General features: G+C 39.8%; 13 protein-coding genes. 4 read left to right on the forward strand and 9 right to left on the reverse strand.

Annotation, left to right across the window (positions count from 1 at the left end; genetic code table 11):
• Positions 1-180: 180 nt before the first annotated feature.
• From JJ692_RS17620 to JJ692_RS17640, 5 genes are all read right to left on the reverse strand, one after another.
• On the reverse strand, positions 181-1,206 hold the full coding sequence (locus tag JJ692_RS17620) for a DNA-processing protein DprA (RefSeq protein ID WP_206534012.1): 1,026 nt from the start codon (positions 1,204-1,206) through the stop codon (positions 181-183).
• Positions 1,207-1,221: 15 nt separating this feature from the next.
• Positions 1,222-2,310 carry a ComF family protein gene (locus JJ692_RS17625; protein ID WP_206534013.1) on the reverse strand — a complete coding sequence of 363 codons (1,089 nt, stop codon included), beginning with the start codon at positions 2,308-2,310 and terminating at the stop codon, positions 1,222-1,224.
• A 210-nt stretch (positions 2,311-2,520) separates the two neighbouring features.
• A complete protein-coding gene (locus tag JJ692_RS17630; RefSeq protein ID WP_206534014.1) occupies positions 2,521-2,952 on the reverse strand; it encodes an HAD family hydrolase in 432 nt (143 codons plus the stop codon).
• Positions 2,953-3,654: 702 nt separating this feature from the next.
• Positions 3,655-5,070, reverse strand: a complete 1,416-nt coding sequence (gene rlmD, locus JJ692_RS17635) for a 23S rRNA (uracil(1939)-C(5))-methyltransferase RlmD (RefSeq protein WP_206534015.1) — start codon at positions 5,068-5,070, stop codon at positions 3,655-3,657.
• A 61-nt stretch (positions 5,071-5,131) separates the two neighbouring features.
• Positions 5,132-6,040, reverse strand: a complete 909-nt coding sequence (locus JJ692_RS17640; RefSeq protein WP_024424554.1) for a diacylglycerol kinase — start codon at positions 6,038-6,040, stop codon at positions 5,132-5,134.
• Positions 6,041-6,222: 182 nt separating this feature from the next.
• Between JJ692_RS17640 and JJ692_RS17645 the strand changes: the two genes are divergently transcribed.
• Positions 6,223-7,176, forward strand: a complete 954-nt coding sequence (locus JJ692_RS17645) for a nucleoside hydrolase (RefSeq protein WP_206534016.1) — start codon at positions 6,223-6,225, stop codon at positions 7,174-7,176.
• A gap of 31 nt (positions 7,177-7,207) precedes the next feature.
• Here the strand turns inward: JJ692_RS17645 and JJ692_RS17650 are convergent, their stop codons facing one another.
• Positions 7,208-10,405, reverse strand: coding sequence for an efflux RND transporter permease subunit (locus tag JJ692_RS17650; RefSeq protein ID WP_206534017.1), 3,198 nt, complete (start codon positions 10,403-10,405; stop codon positions 7,208-7,210).
• Positions 10,406-10,536: 131 nt separating this feature from the next.
• Here JJ692_RS17650 and JJ692_RS17655 point away from each other — a divergent pair, with 131 nt between their 5' ends.
• Complete coding sequence (locus tag JJ692_RS17655) at positions 10,537-11,382, forward strand: TetR/AcrR family transcriptional regulator (RefSeq protein ID WP_024424552.1); 846 nt, start codon at positions 10,537-10,539, stop codon at positions 11,380-11,382.
• Between the two features lie 179 nt (positions 11,383-11,561).
• Here JJ692_RS17655 and gatB read toward each other — a convergent pair whose 3' ends face one another.
• Genes gatB through gatC form a run of 3 tightly spaced genes read right to left on the reverse strand, consistent with a single transcriptional unit; the run spans position 11,562 to position 14,768 of the window.
• Positions 11,562-12,992, reverse strand: a complete 1,431-nt coding sequence (gene gatB, locus JJ692_RS17660; RefSeq protein ID WP_024424551.1) for an Asp-tRNA(Asn)/Glu-tRNA(Gln) amidotransferase subunit GatB — start codon at positions 12,990-12,992, stop codon at positions 11,562-11,564.
• A 13-nt stretch (positions 12,993-13,005) separates the two neighbouring features.
• On the reverse strand, positions 13,006-14,463 hold the full coding sequence (gatA, locus tag JJ692_RS17665; protein ID WP_073979902.1) for an Asp-tRNA(Asn)/Glu-tRNA(Gln) amidotransferase subunit GatA: 1,458 nt from the start codon (positions 14,461-14,463) through the stop codon (positions 13,006-13,008).
• Between the two features lie 14 nt (positions 14,464-14,477).
• Positions 14,478-14,768: an Asp-tRNA(Asn)/Glu-tRNA(Gln) amidotransferase subunit GatC gene (gene gatC / locus JJ692_RS17670; RefSeq protein WP_024424549.1), complete on the reverse strand. Its 291-nt coding sequence runs from the start codon at positions 14,766-14,768 to the stop codon at positions 14,478-14,480.
• Positions 14,769-15,191: 423 nt separating this feature from the next.
• Here gatC and putP point away from each other — a divergent pair, with 423 nt between their 5' ends.
• Together putP and JJ692_RS17680 are read left to right on the forward strand one after the other, a co-directional pair.
• Positions 15,192-16,673: a sodium/proline symporter PutP gene (gene putP / locus JJ692_RS17675; RefSeq protein WP_206534018.1), complete on the forward strand. Its 1,482-nt coding sequence runs from the start codon at positions 15,192-15,194 to the stop codon at positions 16,671-16,673.
• A 167-nt stretch (positions 16,674-16,840) separates the two neighbouring features.
• Positions 16,841-17,533, forward strand: a complete 693-nt coding sequence (locus tag JJ692_RS17680; protein WP_024424547.1) for an MgtC/SapB family protein — start codon at positions 16,841-16,843, stop codon at positions 17,531-17,533.
• Positions 17,534-17,553 lie beyond the last annotated feature (20 nt).

Consider the following 17,553-nt stretch of genomic DNA (forward strand, 5'->3'; position numbering starts at 1 on the left):
AATATGAACCGGGCAAAATTGCAAAAAAGGTAAGTTCATGACCAAATGCGAGGTAAATATTAAAGTTTGACTCGCGATTACCATTTTATATTCAAGTGGGCAAGCGAAAATAAAAATATCCCGATTTCACTCTTTTATTAGGGAATCGGGATATTTAATACGTTAATTAATTAACAATGGCTATTTTTCTCGATTTCTATTTTCTCTAAAAAAGGAAAGTTGCTCAATTCTGTCTAGCTCATTTTTTGTATTTTTTGTAATTTTTTTTTCTCCAAAAACATTCTTATTAATTAATATTTCTAAAGTATTTGCTAAGTTTTTAATTATCTTCTCATAATCATTTTCATTTTCTATCTTGCTAGCTAGATGATTTTCCAACAGATGATAGATACCTTGTGTCGCTTCTACTTCACGTTTTTCTAAAGGCTTAGGGCAAAATAGCATTCTTCCCTGTTTTTGGGCAAAATTTATAGTATGTTGTGTACCACCTTTTAAAGGTGTCTGAACAGGACATACACCTAAAGATAGGCCGCTTTGTATCCTATCTCGCAGAACAAAAGAGTTTCTATATGTCTTACCACCTAGCGGAGTCTCTGAAATCAACAATCCGTTTCTTTTTACAATTTCATTTGCGAACTCTGTATTTTCTTTTGGATATATTTTATCCAAACTTCCTGCTAATACCGCAATCGTTTTCCCGTTTACATTTATTGCTCCTTTATGACCAGCGGTATCAATACCAACAGCTAAGCCACTAACAACGACAAAATTCCTTTTGCAGAATTGTGCAGAAACCTTCATTGCTGCCTTATATCCCAGTTCAGTCGGAGCCCTTGTACCTACTATCGCTATTTTCCGATCATCTTTAAGTAGTTCAATATCCCCTTTACAATATAAGACAACTGGAGGATCTTCAATAAACCTTAGCAGCTTTGGATAATACTGTGAAGCAATATCAATTACTTGAATTCCTTTACTTTCATGAAGTCTTATTTGTCTTTCAGCCTCTTCAATTTTTTTCAGAAGGTAGACCTCATCTAACATTTTTTGAAGTATTTTTAAATTCTTTAAAGTATCACTTATTTTCTTTTTATTTACAGGTAAATTCTCCAATGTTAGGTTTGGAAAATAAGTATACAGTTTTTTTATTGTCTTTACTCCCATTCCTTCTATATTACTCAAAGCAATCCAGAACGCTGATGACATAATTTTACCTCCAGTTTATGATAAAAAAGGGATTGCATCAAATTGATAATCTTCATAACTGTTTTGTTCCAAATACCGCTCTTTCCCTTTATTATATTCTAAGTAATCACCAGCAGATGCAACCCAAAAGGCTTTTCCATCCTTTTTATTAAAGTTAAGTTTATACTCTTCATCTGACTGATTTTTAATTTTACCATGTGAAGGAGCATTTGAGTTAGACTGCATTATTGCTAAAGGTAGGATAGTTACTTTTTCTGCTCCATAATTATATAATACTTTAGCACACTCCATAGCAGTAGAGCCACTTGTGAGAATATCATCTATTAAAAGTACATGACCACTAATATTCTTTTTTGAATCAAAGACATCCTGAACATTTTTAGCTCTTTCTGTAAATGAGCCCGCTTGCTTTTGTTTACCGTAAGTTCGAACAGAAAATAGAAGTTTGGTTTCAATTATACTCCTGAACTTCTCCATTTTTTTGTGGTTAAGTAATGAATCTAAATGGTTTTCTTGATTTGGTTTTGAGGGGACTACGGTTATCAAATTTATGTCTTCAAAATATTCAAGAGTTAATTTAATATCTGTATGCAAGCAACTTGCCAATGCCTCTACAGCATATTCTTTACCATTTTTTAACCTAAGAATCATAGTTGAAAGGCAATGAATATATGACCTAGGATCGTCATATACAAAATACCTTCCCGCATACATTAAATTTGCCTTAAAATCACTAAGTAATGGGTGATTTATTTCCCCTAAAGGAAATACAAAGCCTATACCTTTAGTTTGTTGTATAGATAATTCATTAAAGTTCCCATAAAGAACATTATCCAGAAATAGTTTTCTTACAGTTTTAATTTCCAACATAACATCCGGTAAATGCTTGTGGTCTATTTTATTAAAGTTGTTAATATCAGCTGTTTGAGAAATAAGAATTGTCGATAAATTCAGCTTATGTGCTTCTTCAATACTTTTCATTGAATTTGTAAGTATAATTGAATGCATTGGAATTATTTTTAAATTACTCAATATAACAGAGAACTCTGAAATATCAGATTGGGCTATTTCCAAGTCTGCGTATCTATCTTTTTTGAGTACCAAATAAATGAAGATCATACTTCTCTTTAAGTTGATAGATTAGTTGTGAAAATTCTTGATTTTCTAAATAGCTATCATCAAACGAGTCCATATCTATAATTATATTATCTACTCTTGTACATAACGAAAACATAGTTTGCACCCCTTATAGTCCCCTGATTATTTTTATAAGTTCCATAGGATTATTAATTATAAAATTAGAACCTGCGTTAATTAATTCAAACTCTGTTGATTCTCCCAAGTTACTCCAACAGAAATCATCCCCGCTCTTTTCGATGCTATAATATCATTTATATTGTCCCCAATTGAAATAGTATTCTTAGGTGACACCCCTAAATTTAAGGAGCATTTTAAAAGCGGATCAGGATAGGGTTTCCTCTTTTCACTATCATGAAAACAAATTAAATCATCGTAACGAATATTATGATGTGACAGTACTCTAGTAGCATATGGTCTAGGGGAATTAGTCACTATTCCTAACTTAAAGTTCTTATCTCGTATAATAGATGAGAGCTCTTCACCAAAAAGAGGAAAGGTTTTAGTAGAAATATATCTATAACATTCACTCCAAGGCTTTCTTCGTAGTTGTTTTATTTGTGCAGTATCTATAAGTGTGTCGTCAAGATCAAAAAATAATTGCTTCAAATTTTGACATTAAACCCCCTCCTTATCATCAGGGTAATTTTACCACACATTACACTACAAAAGTATGATTAACTAAATAAACCACAATAATCTCCCATCTAGGATTAACAGAAAATATTATTTATGGATATTAACACATATAGAAAGGTCTATAATATTGGATTGAAAAGGTTATTATGTTAAATAGCAATTTGAATTTCTCAACTACAATGAATTTCCGAAAAAATAATGCGATATAATACCTTATTAAACTTTTTTCATATATAACTAATTATAGCTCTATAAAAATTTTCGCTAACAATTCAAATAATAGAATATTTGCTTCTAAAAATAATGATATGTCTTAGTCTTAAATGATTTATTGATTGATTGCTCTAAATTCGTTACCCATTTTTACAATATAATTATTTTTAATAAACATACTAGCTTTCTGAAATATATTTTAAATCCTACCACGCTCCTCGAGGCTAATATGTACATTAATTAAGACGATTTAAATTAAATATTATATAATTAACACTACTCAACCACTAATACAGTACTTTCCTCGAAATAGCCTTGATCGCCTCATACACTGAAAATCCATAGCAAAAAACAACTATAATCACATTGGTTTCGTTTTTTCATTGTTTGGAGCATAAAGATGAATTCCAAATAAACACTAGACTATGTTCGAGCACCTATACAAAAAAGCTTGCAGACTTAATCTACAAGCTTAGAGTTTTTAATCGTAAATGATTTATCTTTTCTAACTAACAGTGAACAGCACTCCACATGGTTGGTATGCGGAAACATATCCACCGGCTGCACTTCCTCCGTCACATACCCGCCATCTTCAAGAATACGCAAATCACGAGCAAGCGTTCCTGGATTACAGGAAACATAAACAACTCGGTTTGGTTTCATCTTTAAAATGGTGTCAAGCAGTGCTTCGTCACAGCCTTTTCTTGGCGGATCGACGATGAGGGTGTCTGCTTTGATGCCTTCTTTGTACCAGTTTGGGATGACGGTTTCTGCTTCGCCGACTGCGAATTCAACATTATTGATTCCGTTTAAGGCAGCGTTGCGTTTTGCGTCTTCAATCGCTTCTGGGACAATTTCTACGCCATATACTCTGCCTGCTTTTTGTGCGAGAAATAAGGAAATCGTACCGATTCCGCAATAGGCATCGATGACGGTTTCTTCGCCTTGCAGCTCTGCATATTCAAGCGCTTTGTCGTAAAGTACCTTTGTTTGGGCTGGGTTCACTTGATAAAACGAGCGGGCTGAAATGGCAAATTTGATGTCGCCAATCGTGTCATAAATGTATTCTTCGCCCCATAAAACGGTTGTTTCGTCTCCGAAAATGACATTTGTTTTCTTTGAATTCACGTTTTGCACAATTGACCGAACATGTGGGAAGCGTGCTATAATCTGCTCAATCACCTTCTGCTTTTGCGGAAAGTCAGCCGTTCTAGTAACAAACACAACCATCATTTCACCTGTTGCCATACCGTAGCGAACCATCACATGACGCAGCCATCCTTTGTGCCGCTCTTCGTTATATGCTTTGATGCCAAACGCATTGCATATGTCTTTTACTGCCTGTACCACTTCGTCGTTTTCTGACTGCTGAATCAAACATTTTTCCATGTCAATGATTTCATGGGTACGCTGCTGATAAAACCCTGCAACAAGTCCGCCTTCCCGTTCGCCAACTGGAACTTGTGCTTTGTTTCGGTAATTCCAAGGGTCTTCCATGCCGAGTACAGGATGAACTTTTACACGGCTCATATCAAGCTTGCCGATCCGCTCTAAAACGTCCTTTACTTGTTTCTGTTTAAATAGCAGCTGGCCTTCATAGCTCATATGCTGAATTTGGCAGCCGCCGCACTGTTTGTAAATGGGACATGGCGCATCTTGCCTGTGCGGACTTTCCTTTGTCAGCTCCATGAGTCGTCCAAAAGCAAATCCTTTTTTGACTCGTGTGACTTTGATTTTCCCTTGTTCGTCAGGAAGTGCATTCGGTACAAAGACAGGGAATCCTTCAATTTTTGCTACACCTGCACCTTCATGCGTTAAGTCTTCGAAGGTTACATTGTAGTATTCATTCTTTTCAACAGGCGGTTTCATTTTCACCAACTTTATCACCTCATTTGCAAAGAAAAACTTGGCCGCCATAAGGAACCAAGTTCAATCTTCACCCTATTTTTTCAGCTGTTGCTTTTGGCACAATAAATTCAATATGGCGATACAGGTTTTCAAATTCACCTGGCAGCATGCCGCCGTATTCACCATCTAAATTTAATTGCATTTTATCTTTTACATCTACCTTCACGCGATTCGCTTTTGCGTAGATGACATTGTTATCATGAATATGCTCGCCTCTGAGTGCAAGGCTGACCACTCGAATGGCTTCTGCTAGATTGACCTTCTTTAGAATAATCAGGTCAAACATCCCATCATCTAAAATGGAATCTGGCGCTAGTTTTTCAAACCCGCCTACTGAGTTTGTGAGTGAAACAAGAAACAGCATGATTTCTCCATGAAACAATTTGCCGTCATATTCAATTTCGACTTCTGTCGGGCGGATAGAAGGAAGCATCTCCATGCCTTTTAAATAATAAGCAAGCTGTCCAAGCATGGTCTTCAGCTTACTAGGCACCTCATAGGTGAGCTCTGTTAACCGGCCGCCGCCAGCAATATTAATAAAATAATGGCCATTGACTTTACCGATATCAAGCGGCTTCGCTACACCCTCAATAATGGCATCTGTCGCTTTTAAAACACCTTCTCGTGGAATGCCAAGTGCTCTTGCGAAGTCATTTGTCGTTCCAACTGGAATAATTCCTAGTTTCGGTCTTTTTTCAAGCGGTGCTAGTCCGTTGACGACTTCATTGATCGTGCCGTCTCCACCTGCTGCTACAATTAAATCAAAATCTCTCTGTGCGGCTTTTTCTGCTGCTTGCGTGGCATCTCCTGCACATGTCGTCGCATGACAAGAAGTTTCATAGCCAGCTTGTTCAAATTTTTGCAAAACCTGCGGTAAATTCTTCTTGAAGAGTTCACGCCCAGATGTCGGATTGTATATAATTCGAGCACGTTTCATTCATCATCATCCTATATTCATTATGCAATCTATTTTCACCACTAACAACCTTTAATTATACTATGAGATTTGAAAATGGCAACAAAACAACCACCTAATTATGTGAAATCTCCTAGCCAATCTCCCTCAGCAAGAAAGCATTCTGATAAGATAAAAGAAAACGCTGTAAAGGATGATATGCGATGAAAAAGCCTGTCTATTTTAATCATGACGGCGGTGTTGATGACCTCGTCTCTTTATTTCTTCTCCTTCAAATGGAACATGTGAAAGTGATCGGAATGTCTGTGATTCCTGCTGATTGTTATTTAGAGCCTGCTCTCAGTGCATCTCAAAAAATCATTGATCGCTTTAGTCCTTATGAAATTGAAGTTGCTGCTTCAACTTCTAGAGGCGTCAATCCATTTCCAAAGGAGTGGCGTATGCATGCTTTTTATGTAGATGCTCTGCCAATTTTAAATGAAAAAGGCACTGTTGATACAAAAGTGTCCAAGCTGCCAGCACACCTTCACCTGATTGAAACGGTTAAGAAGGCAAAAGAACCTGTCACCCTGCTCTTTACTGGTCCGCTCACAGATCTTGCACGCGCTTTAGAAGAAGATCCTTCGATCTCTAATAAAATTGAGAAATTGGTGTGGATGGGTGGCACGTTCCTTGAAAAAGGCAATGTTGAAGAACCCGAGCATGATGGGACAGCAGAATGGAATGCCTTTTGGGACCCTTATGCTGTCAGCACTGTCTTTCAGGAACCGTTTCCTATTGAAATGGTCGCGCTTGAAAGTACAAATCAAGTCCCGCTTACACTTGATGTACGTCAGCGCTGGGCTTCTCTTCGTTCTCATATTGGAATAGATTTTATCGGACAGTGCTACGCCTTTTGTCCGCCGCTCATTCATCATGAAACGAACTCGACTTACTACTTATGGGACGTGCTGACAACGATCACTCTTGCTTCCTCTTCATTTACTCGCTCAAAAGAAGTGAACGCAATCGTTTATACCGGAACGCCTAGACAAGGTCGCACTGAAGAGCATCCAGATGGAAAATCAATTCAAGTGATTGACCATGTCGATCGTGATGCCTTTTTCCACGCTTTTGAAGAGCTTATGAGAAAAGCTGTTTGTCAGATTTCAAAATAAAAAAAGCCCCGCTCATTGGCGGGGCTTCCTCTTACTCTTCTTCTGCGTACTTTTTCTTACGTCTAAACTTGCTTAACATTTCATACACGATTGGAACGATAACCAATGTGAGAAGTGTAGAACTTGTTAAACCGCCAATTACGGTAACACCAAGTCCTTTTGATACGATTTGGCTTCCGCCTTCAAATCCTAATGCGAGTGGCAGCAGTGCACCAATTGTCGCAAGTGCCGTCATTAAGATTGGACGTAATCTTGTTGTACCTGCTTCAAGTAACGCTTCTCTTGTTGAGAGACCTTCTTGTTCTTTATGAATCACTCGGTCAATCAAGACAATGGCATTAGTTACAACGATACCGATCAGCATGAGCAATCCAATCATGGCATTTAAGCTGATGGTTTCTTTTGCTATAAACAATCCAAGCAGTGCGCCAATAATCGTAAATGGCAGTGAGAAGAGAATCGCAAATGGTGCAAGACCTCCGCCAAATGTGATGACGAGAACGAGATACACAATGGCAATCGCTGCTAGCATTGCAAGGCCAAGCTGTGTAAAGGATTCCTCAATATCCGCACTTACGCCGCCTGTGTCGATCGTTACGCCAGATTTTAGATCAAGCTTGTCGACTTTCTTCTGAACATCCTGCGTTACACTTGAGACGTCGTCTGTTGTCATGTCACCAGACACTTCTGCGTAGATCTTTCCATCACGTTTTGTCACCGTATTTGCTGTCGTACCATCTTTTACTTTGACGACATCACCAATTCGGACTTCTTGCCCTGTTGGTGTGGTGATCTTTTTATTTTCTAAATCTTTTTTACTCTTATATTCATCTTTTTCCGTTTGAAGCTTCACATCAAGTTCTTTGCCGTCCTCTGTGACTTTCGTCAGTGTTGTTTCACTATTTTGAGGTGCAATCGCTTGAGCGATTTGTGAAGCAGTTAGACCTAGTTTCGCCAGTTTTTCTTGATCTGCATTAAACGTATATTCGTCGTATTTCTCAGATAAGCTTGTGCTGACATTTTTCAGGTTTTTCTCATCTTTTAAGATGTTCTCAACATCTTTTACTGTGCCTTCAATATCACTTGCTTTGTCCCCGTACACATAGTATGTCACGGTATTATTTGCACCAGCAGATGAGAAGTTTTGTGATTTCCATTCCCCTTTAGACGCTTTGTCTTGAAGGGCTTTGACCACGCGGTCTTTTTCTTTATCAAAGTTTGGCGTGTCATCATCATATTGTACAAAGAATAACGCACCGTTAGAGTTACCGCCAACACTTGCGGTCATAGCATTTGAAGAGCCTAGTGAATACTGAACTGTATTGACATGGTCACGTTTCATCAAATATTCTTCAGCTTTTTTCGTTTCATCAATTGCTTGCTCTCTCGTTTGTCCAGGTTCAGGTGTATATGTCACCATGGCCGTTTTCTCTGCTTCCTGTGGTAAGAAGCTGACACCGACAAGTGGTGCTAAGAATAAGCTTCCGACAAGCATAAGAATGGCAATCCCTGATGTGATCCATTTATGGTTGAGTGTCCAATTAAGCACACGTCTATAACCGCCAGCAAGCTTGCTTGGTTTATGTTCTTTTACCTTTTTCGCTGTGCCGTACAAGTTCTTTTTAAATAGAGTGTGTGCCATCATTGGAACAATTGTAATAGCGACAAGCAGTGAAGCAAGTAACGCAAACACAATCGTTAAGGCAAACGGGATGAATAGTTCACCAATCATTCCACCTACTAATGCTAACGGTAAGAATACCGCAATGGTCACAATCGTCGAAGACATGATTGGGATAAACATTTCTTTTGTGGCTTCTCTGACGAGTGCCTTGCCTTTTAACGGTTCATCCTTTAACGCCATTCGTCGATAGATGTTTTCTATGACCACTATCGAGTCATCAACAACACGCCCGATGGCGACGGTCATGGCACCAAGTGTCATAATATTTAACGTGATATCCAGCTGATTTAATAGTAAAACAGCAATCAACAGAGATAACGGTATGGAAATGACCGAGATTAATGTTGATTTAATATCTCTCAGGAACAATAGAATGATAATGATCGCAAAGATCGCTCCGATGATCGCCTTGTTCAGCATTGTGCTGACAGACTCTTTAATCGGCTCTGCTTGATCATATGTGGTGCTTACATTAATACCTTTGTTGTCTTTTTTGAATTTCTCAAGCTCTTTTGTCACTTCTTCTGCTACACTCACTGTGTTGGCATCAGAGCCTTTAACAATTTGCAGACCGATACTGTCTTTTCCATTCGTTCTAGAGATCGATTCAGCATTTTTTACGACTTTAATATCTGCTATCTCAGAAAGCTTGATCGTCGGCAGTTCTACAGATTGACTGCTTGCTGCACCTCCACCTGCTTGCTGCTGACTTGCACTTCCAGCCTGCTGCTCCGCACCTTGGTTTTCTGAACCGTTAGAAGGTGCTCCAGCTCCAGCGCTTCCCGCACCGCCGCCTGCACTTGGTGTGACTGGAATACGCATGTTTTTCAAATCTTTGACGCTTAAAATATTGCCGTCCACGACAACTGATTTTTGTTTGTTGCCAAATGTATATAGACCTAATGGTACATTCACATCAGAGCCTTTGATCATGTTTTGGACGGTATCTTCATCTAGACCGTATTCTTTCAATTTCTTTTGTTTAAACGAAAATTCTACTTCTTTGATTTGCTGTCCTGAAGTTTCGACAGAAGAGACACCGTCTAATCCTTGAAGTGAAGGAACGAGATCATTTTCTACTTTTTGTGTAAGGTCTTGTAATGATTCTTTATCACCAGAGACACTAAGGGCTAGGATTGGAATCGCATTAATACTAAAGCGTGCGATTTTAGGTTTTTCTGCATTTTCAGGGAAATCGATATTGCTAATCGCATCTTCAATTTCCTTTTTTGCTTCATCCATGTCTTTGTTGTAATCGTACTCGATTTGAATGGATGATGCATTTTCAAATGAATTAGAAGTGACCACGCTGACCCCATTGAGGTTTTGAATCGATTTTTCAATTGGATCTGTCACCTTATCTGATACTTCGTCCGGCGTTGCGCCAGGGTACGTTGTAGAAACCGTAATGACTGGCGTGTTGATATTCGGGATTGATTCTTGTTTCATATTCAATCCAGCATATAGACCAGCAACTGTTACGATAATCGTCATGAGCCATACAGCGAACTTATTCTTTAATACAAAATTGATGATCGAATTCATTATATCCTCCATTTTCCTTTATGTATTGACTGACTGGTCATTCTATATCATAATAAACGGTGATATACAATGCCGTCAACCATTTCACTTGCGTTTGACGTAACATTCTAAAGCTGAAGGGGCCTTATTTCATGAACGAAAAAAAAGAAAAAATCATTAAAGCAAGCATCCAATTGTTTGCGAAAAAGGGTTTTTCTTCTACGACCATTCAGGAAATTGCAGATGAATGCGGAATATCAAAAGGCGCATTTTATTTACATTTCAAATCAAAAGAACAGCTTTTCAACCGAGCGTTTGAATATTATATCGACACTTCGATGCAAACTATCGAAATGATTCGAAAAGAGAATCAGCATCTCGCGCCGAGAGAGATCTTTCAGAAACAAATCGCTGAACAGTTCCAGCATTTTGCTGAGAACAAGGATTTTATCATTCTGATCCTCAGCGAGAACATTATTCCGGAAAACCAGCAGATTAAAAAGTATTCAAAAACTGTGAAAAAGCAAATGAACGATGAAATTCAAATTTCCATCTTGACCACTTATGGACAGGAGATCGAACCATATGTAACTGACCTGTCAGTCATGATCCAAGGAATTATCCAATCATATGTGCAGGTTCTGCTTTTACAGGATCAAATGCAATTATCATTTGATGAGCTCTCATCCTTTATACTCGAACGGTTTGATGATCTGGTCCACGGCTTGCTTCGTTCTCAGTCGAAGCCGATTTTGAAGCAAACCATTTGGGATGATGAAGCGCCGAGTGCTGCTTCCCTTCAAGAGGAGCTTCGTTCGTTAAAGCTTGAGCATCTGCTTTCAGATGATACTGTTGTATCCATTGAAGTGATTGAAGAAGAGCTGGCAAAAGCTGAACCTCGTAAGCCAGTCATCAAAGGGATGCTGACGAATTTAGAAAAGTGTGAGGACCCTGCTGTTCTTAGAGCAGTTGAGCAATTGAAGCTGTTTCTTCAGTAACATGACGTGCTGTTTTCGATTTAGCTCACCTTTTCCCCTTCGAATGTGCACTTTCGCTTATGCTTCATTATAAGAAAAGATTCTCTAAATTGATATACGGCGGTGGTCTGAATCTATGATAAGACCCTGTCATTTCAAGCAAAAAAAACCGCCTATTACATAAGGCGGTTTTTTGCGATTTAGCGCTTTTTGATTTCTTCAAGGAGAATCTTGTTCACCATCGGCGGGTTAGCTTGGCCCTTCGATGCTTTCATGATTTGTCCGACTAAGAAGCCAATCGCGCGGTCTTTACCATTTTTAAAGTCTTCAATGGATTGCGGGTTGTTATCAAGTGCTTCTGTGACAAGTTTGAGCAGCGCACCTTCGTCAGAAATTTGAACAAGTCCTTTTTCTTTGACGATTGTTTCTGCATCTCCCCCATTTTCAATGAGCTCTTTGAATACCTTTTTCGCAATCTTAGAGGAAATTGTTCCTTTTTCAATGAGCTTGATCATGCCAGCAAGTCCTTGCGGTGTTAGCTTTGTATCGTCCAGCTCTTTTTGAGCAGAGTTTAAGTAAGCAGACACTTCACCCATGAGCCAGTTCGATGCTTGCTTCGCTTCTGCACCTTCTGAAATGGTCGCTTCAAAGAAATCAGACATTTCTTTCGTCAGCGTGAGTACCATTGCATCGTATGCAGGAAGTCCAAGCTCATCGATATAGCGTTTGCGGCGCTCGTCAGGAAGCTCTGGAATGGATGCTCTTACGCGTTCTTTCCACTCGTCATCAATGTACAGCTCCACCAAATCCGGTTCTGGGAAGTAGCGGTAATCATCAGATCCCTCTTTGACACGCATCAGGATCGTCTTTTTAGACGCTTCGTCATAACGGCGGGTTTCCTGTTCGATCAAGCCGCCAGAAAGCAATACTTGCTCTTGACGCTTCTCTTCGAATTCAAGGCCTTTTTGTACGAAAGCGAATGAGTTCAAGTTTTTGAGCTCTGTCTTTGTACCAAACTCTTCACGGCCGATTGGGCGAAGAGAAATATTGGCATCACAGCGAAGTGAGCCTTCTTCCATCTTACAGTCAGAAACGCCTGTATATTGAATAATAGATTTTAATTTTTCTAAGTAAGCATACGCTTCTTCTGGCGTGCGAATGTCTGGCTCAGATACGATTTCAACTAGCGGTGTTCCTTGACGGTTGAAATCGACGAGTGAGTAACCGTCGCCTGTGTGCGTCAGTTTCCCAGCATCCTCTTCCAAATGAAGACGCGTAATACCGATTCGTTTTGTTTTGCCTTCTACTTCAATTTCAATCCAGCCGTTTTCACCGATCGGTTTATCAAATTGAGAAATTTGATACGCCTTTGGGTTATCAGGATAGAAGTAGTTTTTACGGTCAAATTTTGTATCTGTTGCGATTTCACAGTTCAGCGCCATGGCCGCTTTCATCGCAAAGTTCACCGCTTCTTTGTTCAGTACAGGCAATACGCCAGGATATCCAAGGTCGATGACACTTGTTTGCGTGTTGGCAGCTGCACCAAAAGGTGTCGGCGAGCTTGAGAAAATTTTCGATTGTGTTTTTAGCTCTACGTGGACTTCAAGTCCAATTACCGTTTCAAAGTTCATTCTGATTCACCCCTTACAGTTCAGGTTTTGCTTTATGATGATCTGTTGCTTGCTCAAAAGCGTGAGCCACGCGGTACACTGTTCCTTCGTCAAAGTGCTTGCCGATGATTTGCAGTCCTAACGGAAGGCCATTTGCAAATCCACAAGGCACACTGATTCCTGGAACGCCTGCAAGGTTAACAGGGATGGTTAAAATATCGTTTGCATACATGGTTAGCGGGTCGCTTGTCTTTTCACCAATCTTAAATGCAGGAGTCGGTGTTGTTGGTCCTACAATGACATCATACTTTTCGAAAACATCTTCAAAGTCTTTTTTGATCAATGTACGGACTTTTTGTGCTTTTTTATAGTACGCATCGTAATATCCTGAGCTTAGCGCGAATGTACCAAGCATGATGCGGCGCTTCACTTCGTCTCCAAAGCCTTCAGAACGAGTATTTTTGTATAAATCAATCAGGTTGTCTGCATTATCTGTACGGTAGCCATAGCGGATGCCGTCAAAACGAGCAAGGTTTGCAGATGCTTCTGAAGAAGACAGTAAGTAGTAAGTCGCAAGCGCATATTTAGAATGCGGAAGAGACACTTCTTCCCACGAAGCACCAAGTCCTTCTAATACTTTTAACGCTTGAAGAACAGATTCTTTTGCTTCCTCGCCAACGCCTTCGCCAAGGTATTCTTTCGGCACAGCAATTTTCAAGCCTTTGATGTCGCCAGTTAATGAAGAAAGAAAATCTGGGACATCGACATTTGCACTTGTTGCGTCCATTTGATCGACACCTGCAATCGCTTGAAGAACATATGCGTTGTCTTCTACATTACGTGTAATCGGACCAATTTGGTCTAATGATGAAGCAAATGCGATTAATCCGTATCTGGATACACGGCCATATGTCGGCTTAAGACCGACAACCCCGCAGAATGATGCTGGCTGACGAATTGAACCGCCTGTATCTGAACCAAGTGAGAACGGTACTTCACCTGCTGCAACAGAAGCTGCTGATCCACCACTTGATCCGCCTGGAACGGTGTTTAAATTCCACGGGTTTTTCGTCGCTTTGAAGCCTGAGTTCTCCGTAGAAGATCCCATTGCGAATTCGTCCATATTTAATTTACCGATTGTGACTGCTTCAGCGTCTCTTAGGCGGTTCACAACGGTTGCATCATAAATTGGATCAAAGTTTTGCAGGATTTTACTTGAAGCTGTAGTACGCAAATCCTTTGTAACAATGTTATCTTTCACACCGATCGGCATACCGAACAATAGGCCAAGCTCGTCCTTTTCACCTACTGCCTCGTCCAATTCCTTTGCATACGCACGTGCTTTCTCTTCGTCCAGTGCAAGGAATGCTTGTACTTTTCCGTCTACTTCATTGATTCGTTTATAAGACTCGTCCACTAAATCAGAAACAGACAGTTCCTTTTTATGTAAAAGCTCTTTTAATTCAGAAATTTTGTGATCAAACAGTGACATGTCTCGGGCCTCCTTTAGTCCAAAATTGATGGCACACGAATATAGCCGTCTTTATGATCAGGCGCGTTTTTGACGACTGCCTCAATGGAAAGACCTTTATTCGGAACATCTTCTCTCATGACGTTTTTCATTTTTAATACGTGTGTAGTAGGTTCAACGTTTTCCGTATCTACCTCGTTTAACTGCTCTGCAAATGAAATGATGCTATCAAGCTGTTCTGTAAACATCTCAGCTTCTTCTTCTGTAATCGCAAGCCTTGCTAAATGCGCAACGTGCTTGACTTCTTCTATTGAAATTCTTGACATGCAGGTTCACCTCCAAAAATGATGCGTACTCGTGGTCATGATCATAAGTCATATACACTTTATCATATCAAATTTTACTGTTCTAAAGCAACTTTACGCAGGTGCCGTGAAAGGTTCGTTCTCTTGAAAACGTCTTTTTATCAAACCGATAAAGGAAATATTCATCAGGTGACTTTTTATTTTTCAGAAAATTTTTACTTTTGTTTATTTTTGTAATCGCTTACATATCGATTCTTATCACCGATATGTCTATTTTTCCTTCAAAATGAAGAGGTTTAGGCAGGTTGATCACTTGGGAATACTCTGTTAGGTTAAGTAACCATAGCAGTGAGCGGGGCAGTCAAGCAAAAAAGCTGTCTTCGCACTTCTGTATATTTTGATTGAGGTGATGTCAAATTAATACGAAAAAGGTGAGAACACAAAATGAGTATTGAAGTTACAATTTCCTTATCTATTTATTTTATCGGGATGCTTGCCATTGGTTGGTATGCATTCAGGAAAACACATGATTTAAATGATTATATGCTTGGTGGACGCGGGCTTGGTCCATTCGTTACAGCCCTTTCAGCAGGTGCTGCGGATATGAGCGGATGGATGCTGATGGGTGTGCCAGGTGAAATGTATAAAACAGGTTTATCGACAGCCTGGCTTGCAATTGGTTTAATCGCTGGTGCTTACTTGAACTACCTCATTCTTGCACCTCGTTTACGTTCTTATACAGAGATTGCGGATGATGCGATTACGATTCCTGATTTCTTTGATAAACGATTCAAAGGATCATCTGCTTTATTAAAAGCTGTGTCAGCCGTCATCATTTTAATTTTCTTTACGCTGTATACATCATCTGGAATGGTATCAGGCGGACGTTTATTTGAGTCAGCATTCGGTGCTAACTACACGTTTGGACTGATTTTGACGTCAAGTATTGTTATTTTGTATACATTGTTCGGCGGATTTTTGGCAGTGAGCTTAACGGACTTTGTCCAAGGAGCTATCATGTTTTTAGCATTAGTGCTCGTGCCGATCGTTGCCTTTACACAATTAGGCGGACCTGTTGCTACAATCCAAGATATTCAACAGATTGACCCTAAATTGCTTGATATTTTTAGAGGAACGAGCGTCATTGGCATTATTTCCTTCCTTGCTTGGGGACTAGGTTACTTTGGACAGCCGCATATTATCGTGCGCTTTATGGCCATTACGTCCGTTAAAGATTTAAAACCAGCACGCCGAATCGGAATGAGCTGGATGATTATTTCAGTGATTGGATCACTGTCTGTCGGTTTAGTGGGAGTTGCCTATGTTCATGAAACGGGTATGAACCTTGCTGACCCTGAAACCATCTTTATCGTCTTTTCTAAAGTCTTGTTCCATCCATATATCACTGGATTTTTACTTTCTGCCATTTTAGCTGCGATTATGAGTTCAATTTCGTCTCAGTTGCTTGTCACAGCAAGTGCGATGACAGAGGATTTATACAGAACGTTCTTTAGAAAAACAGCATCAGACAAAGAGCTCGTCATGATTGGCCGGATGTCTGTACTCGTTGTCGCTGTGATTGCTCTCTGCCTTTCACTTAACCCAAGTGACACCATTCTTGACCTTGTCGGTTATGCGTGGGCGGGATTTGGTTCTTCATTTGGTCCAGTCATCTTGCTTTGCCTATACTGGAAACGAATGAATCATCACGGTGCCCTAGTTGGAATGATCGTTGGTGCGGTTGTGGTTCTGACATGGATTACGACAGGCCTCAACCATGCCACAGGTATTTATGAAATGATTCCAGGCTTTACGCTTAGTGGATTAGCTGCCATTATTGTGAGCTTATTGACAAGTAAGCCGTCAAAAGCATCAAAACAGCTTTTCAACAAAATGGAAGATCATCTTGAAGAAGAAACAAAATAAAGAATTGAAGAGTCATCTGCCCTATGCGGATGACTCTCTTTTTAAATAAAATAAAAAGCTTTTCTTTCTTCAGAAACTGAATAAAATAAGAGTTGTGCAGCCATATGGGCTGTGAGAAGATCATATACATGTTGTGAAACGTACATGAAGTGAAAGGAGCGATACGCATGTTTTGGACAATTGAATGGGATACAGTCTTAAAATTAGCCGTGGCCACCTTAATCGGTCTGATTATCGGGCTTGAACGAGAGCTGAAGAAAAAGCCCCTCGGCTTAAAAACGTGTATTGTCATTGCTGTCAGCTCCTGCGTCTTAACCATCATCAGCATTGATGCAGCCTACAATTTCCCTCGAGTCTCTAAGCTTCAAATGGACCCACTCAGGTTACCGGCGCAAATTATATCTGGTGTTGGTTTTATTGGAGCAGGTGTAATTCTTCGAAAAAGCAATGATGTCATCTCAGGACTCACGACTTCTGCGATGATCTGGGGAGCAGCAGGACTTGGGGTTGCAACAGGTGCAGGGTTTTATAAAGAAGCCTTCCTGAGTCTTTTCTTTATTCTCATTAGTGTCGAATTTCTACCATGGCTCTTCCAGCGGATCGGACCGATTCGCCTGCAGGAAAAAGAAATCCGCATCAGAATGTCTCTTTCTGACCGAAACCGCATGACCGATATTTTAAAAGAAATGAAAGCCCTCAATATCCGCATTCATTCTGTACGAATTGATGATTTAAAAGAAAAGGACTATCCGATCATGGAAGTACGCGTACGTGTGCATAAAGACCGCTATACAACCGATGTGTACTTTGATATTAAAGATCTAGAAGGCGTCGTTGGCGTGAAGTGTGATACGGTATAAAAGGTGATGAGACAAAAGGC

Origin of the sequence: Bacillus sp. 3a, assembly GCF_017161885.1 — a bacterium.
GTDB classification, from domain to species: domain Bacteria; phylum Bacillota; class Bacilli; order Bacillales; family Bacillaceae; genus Bacillus; species Bacillus safensis.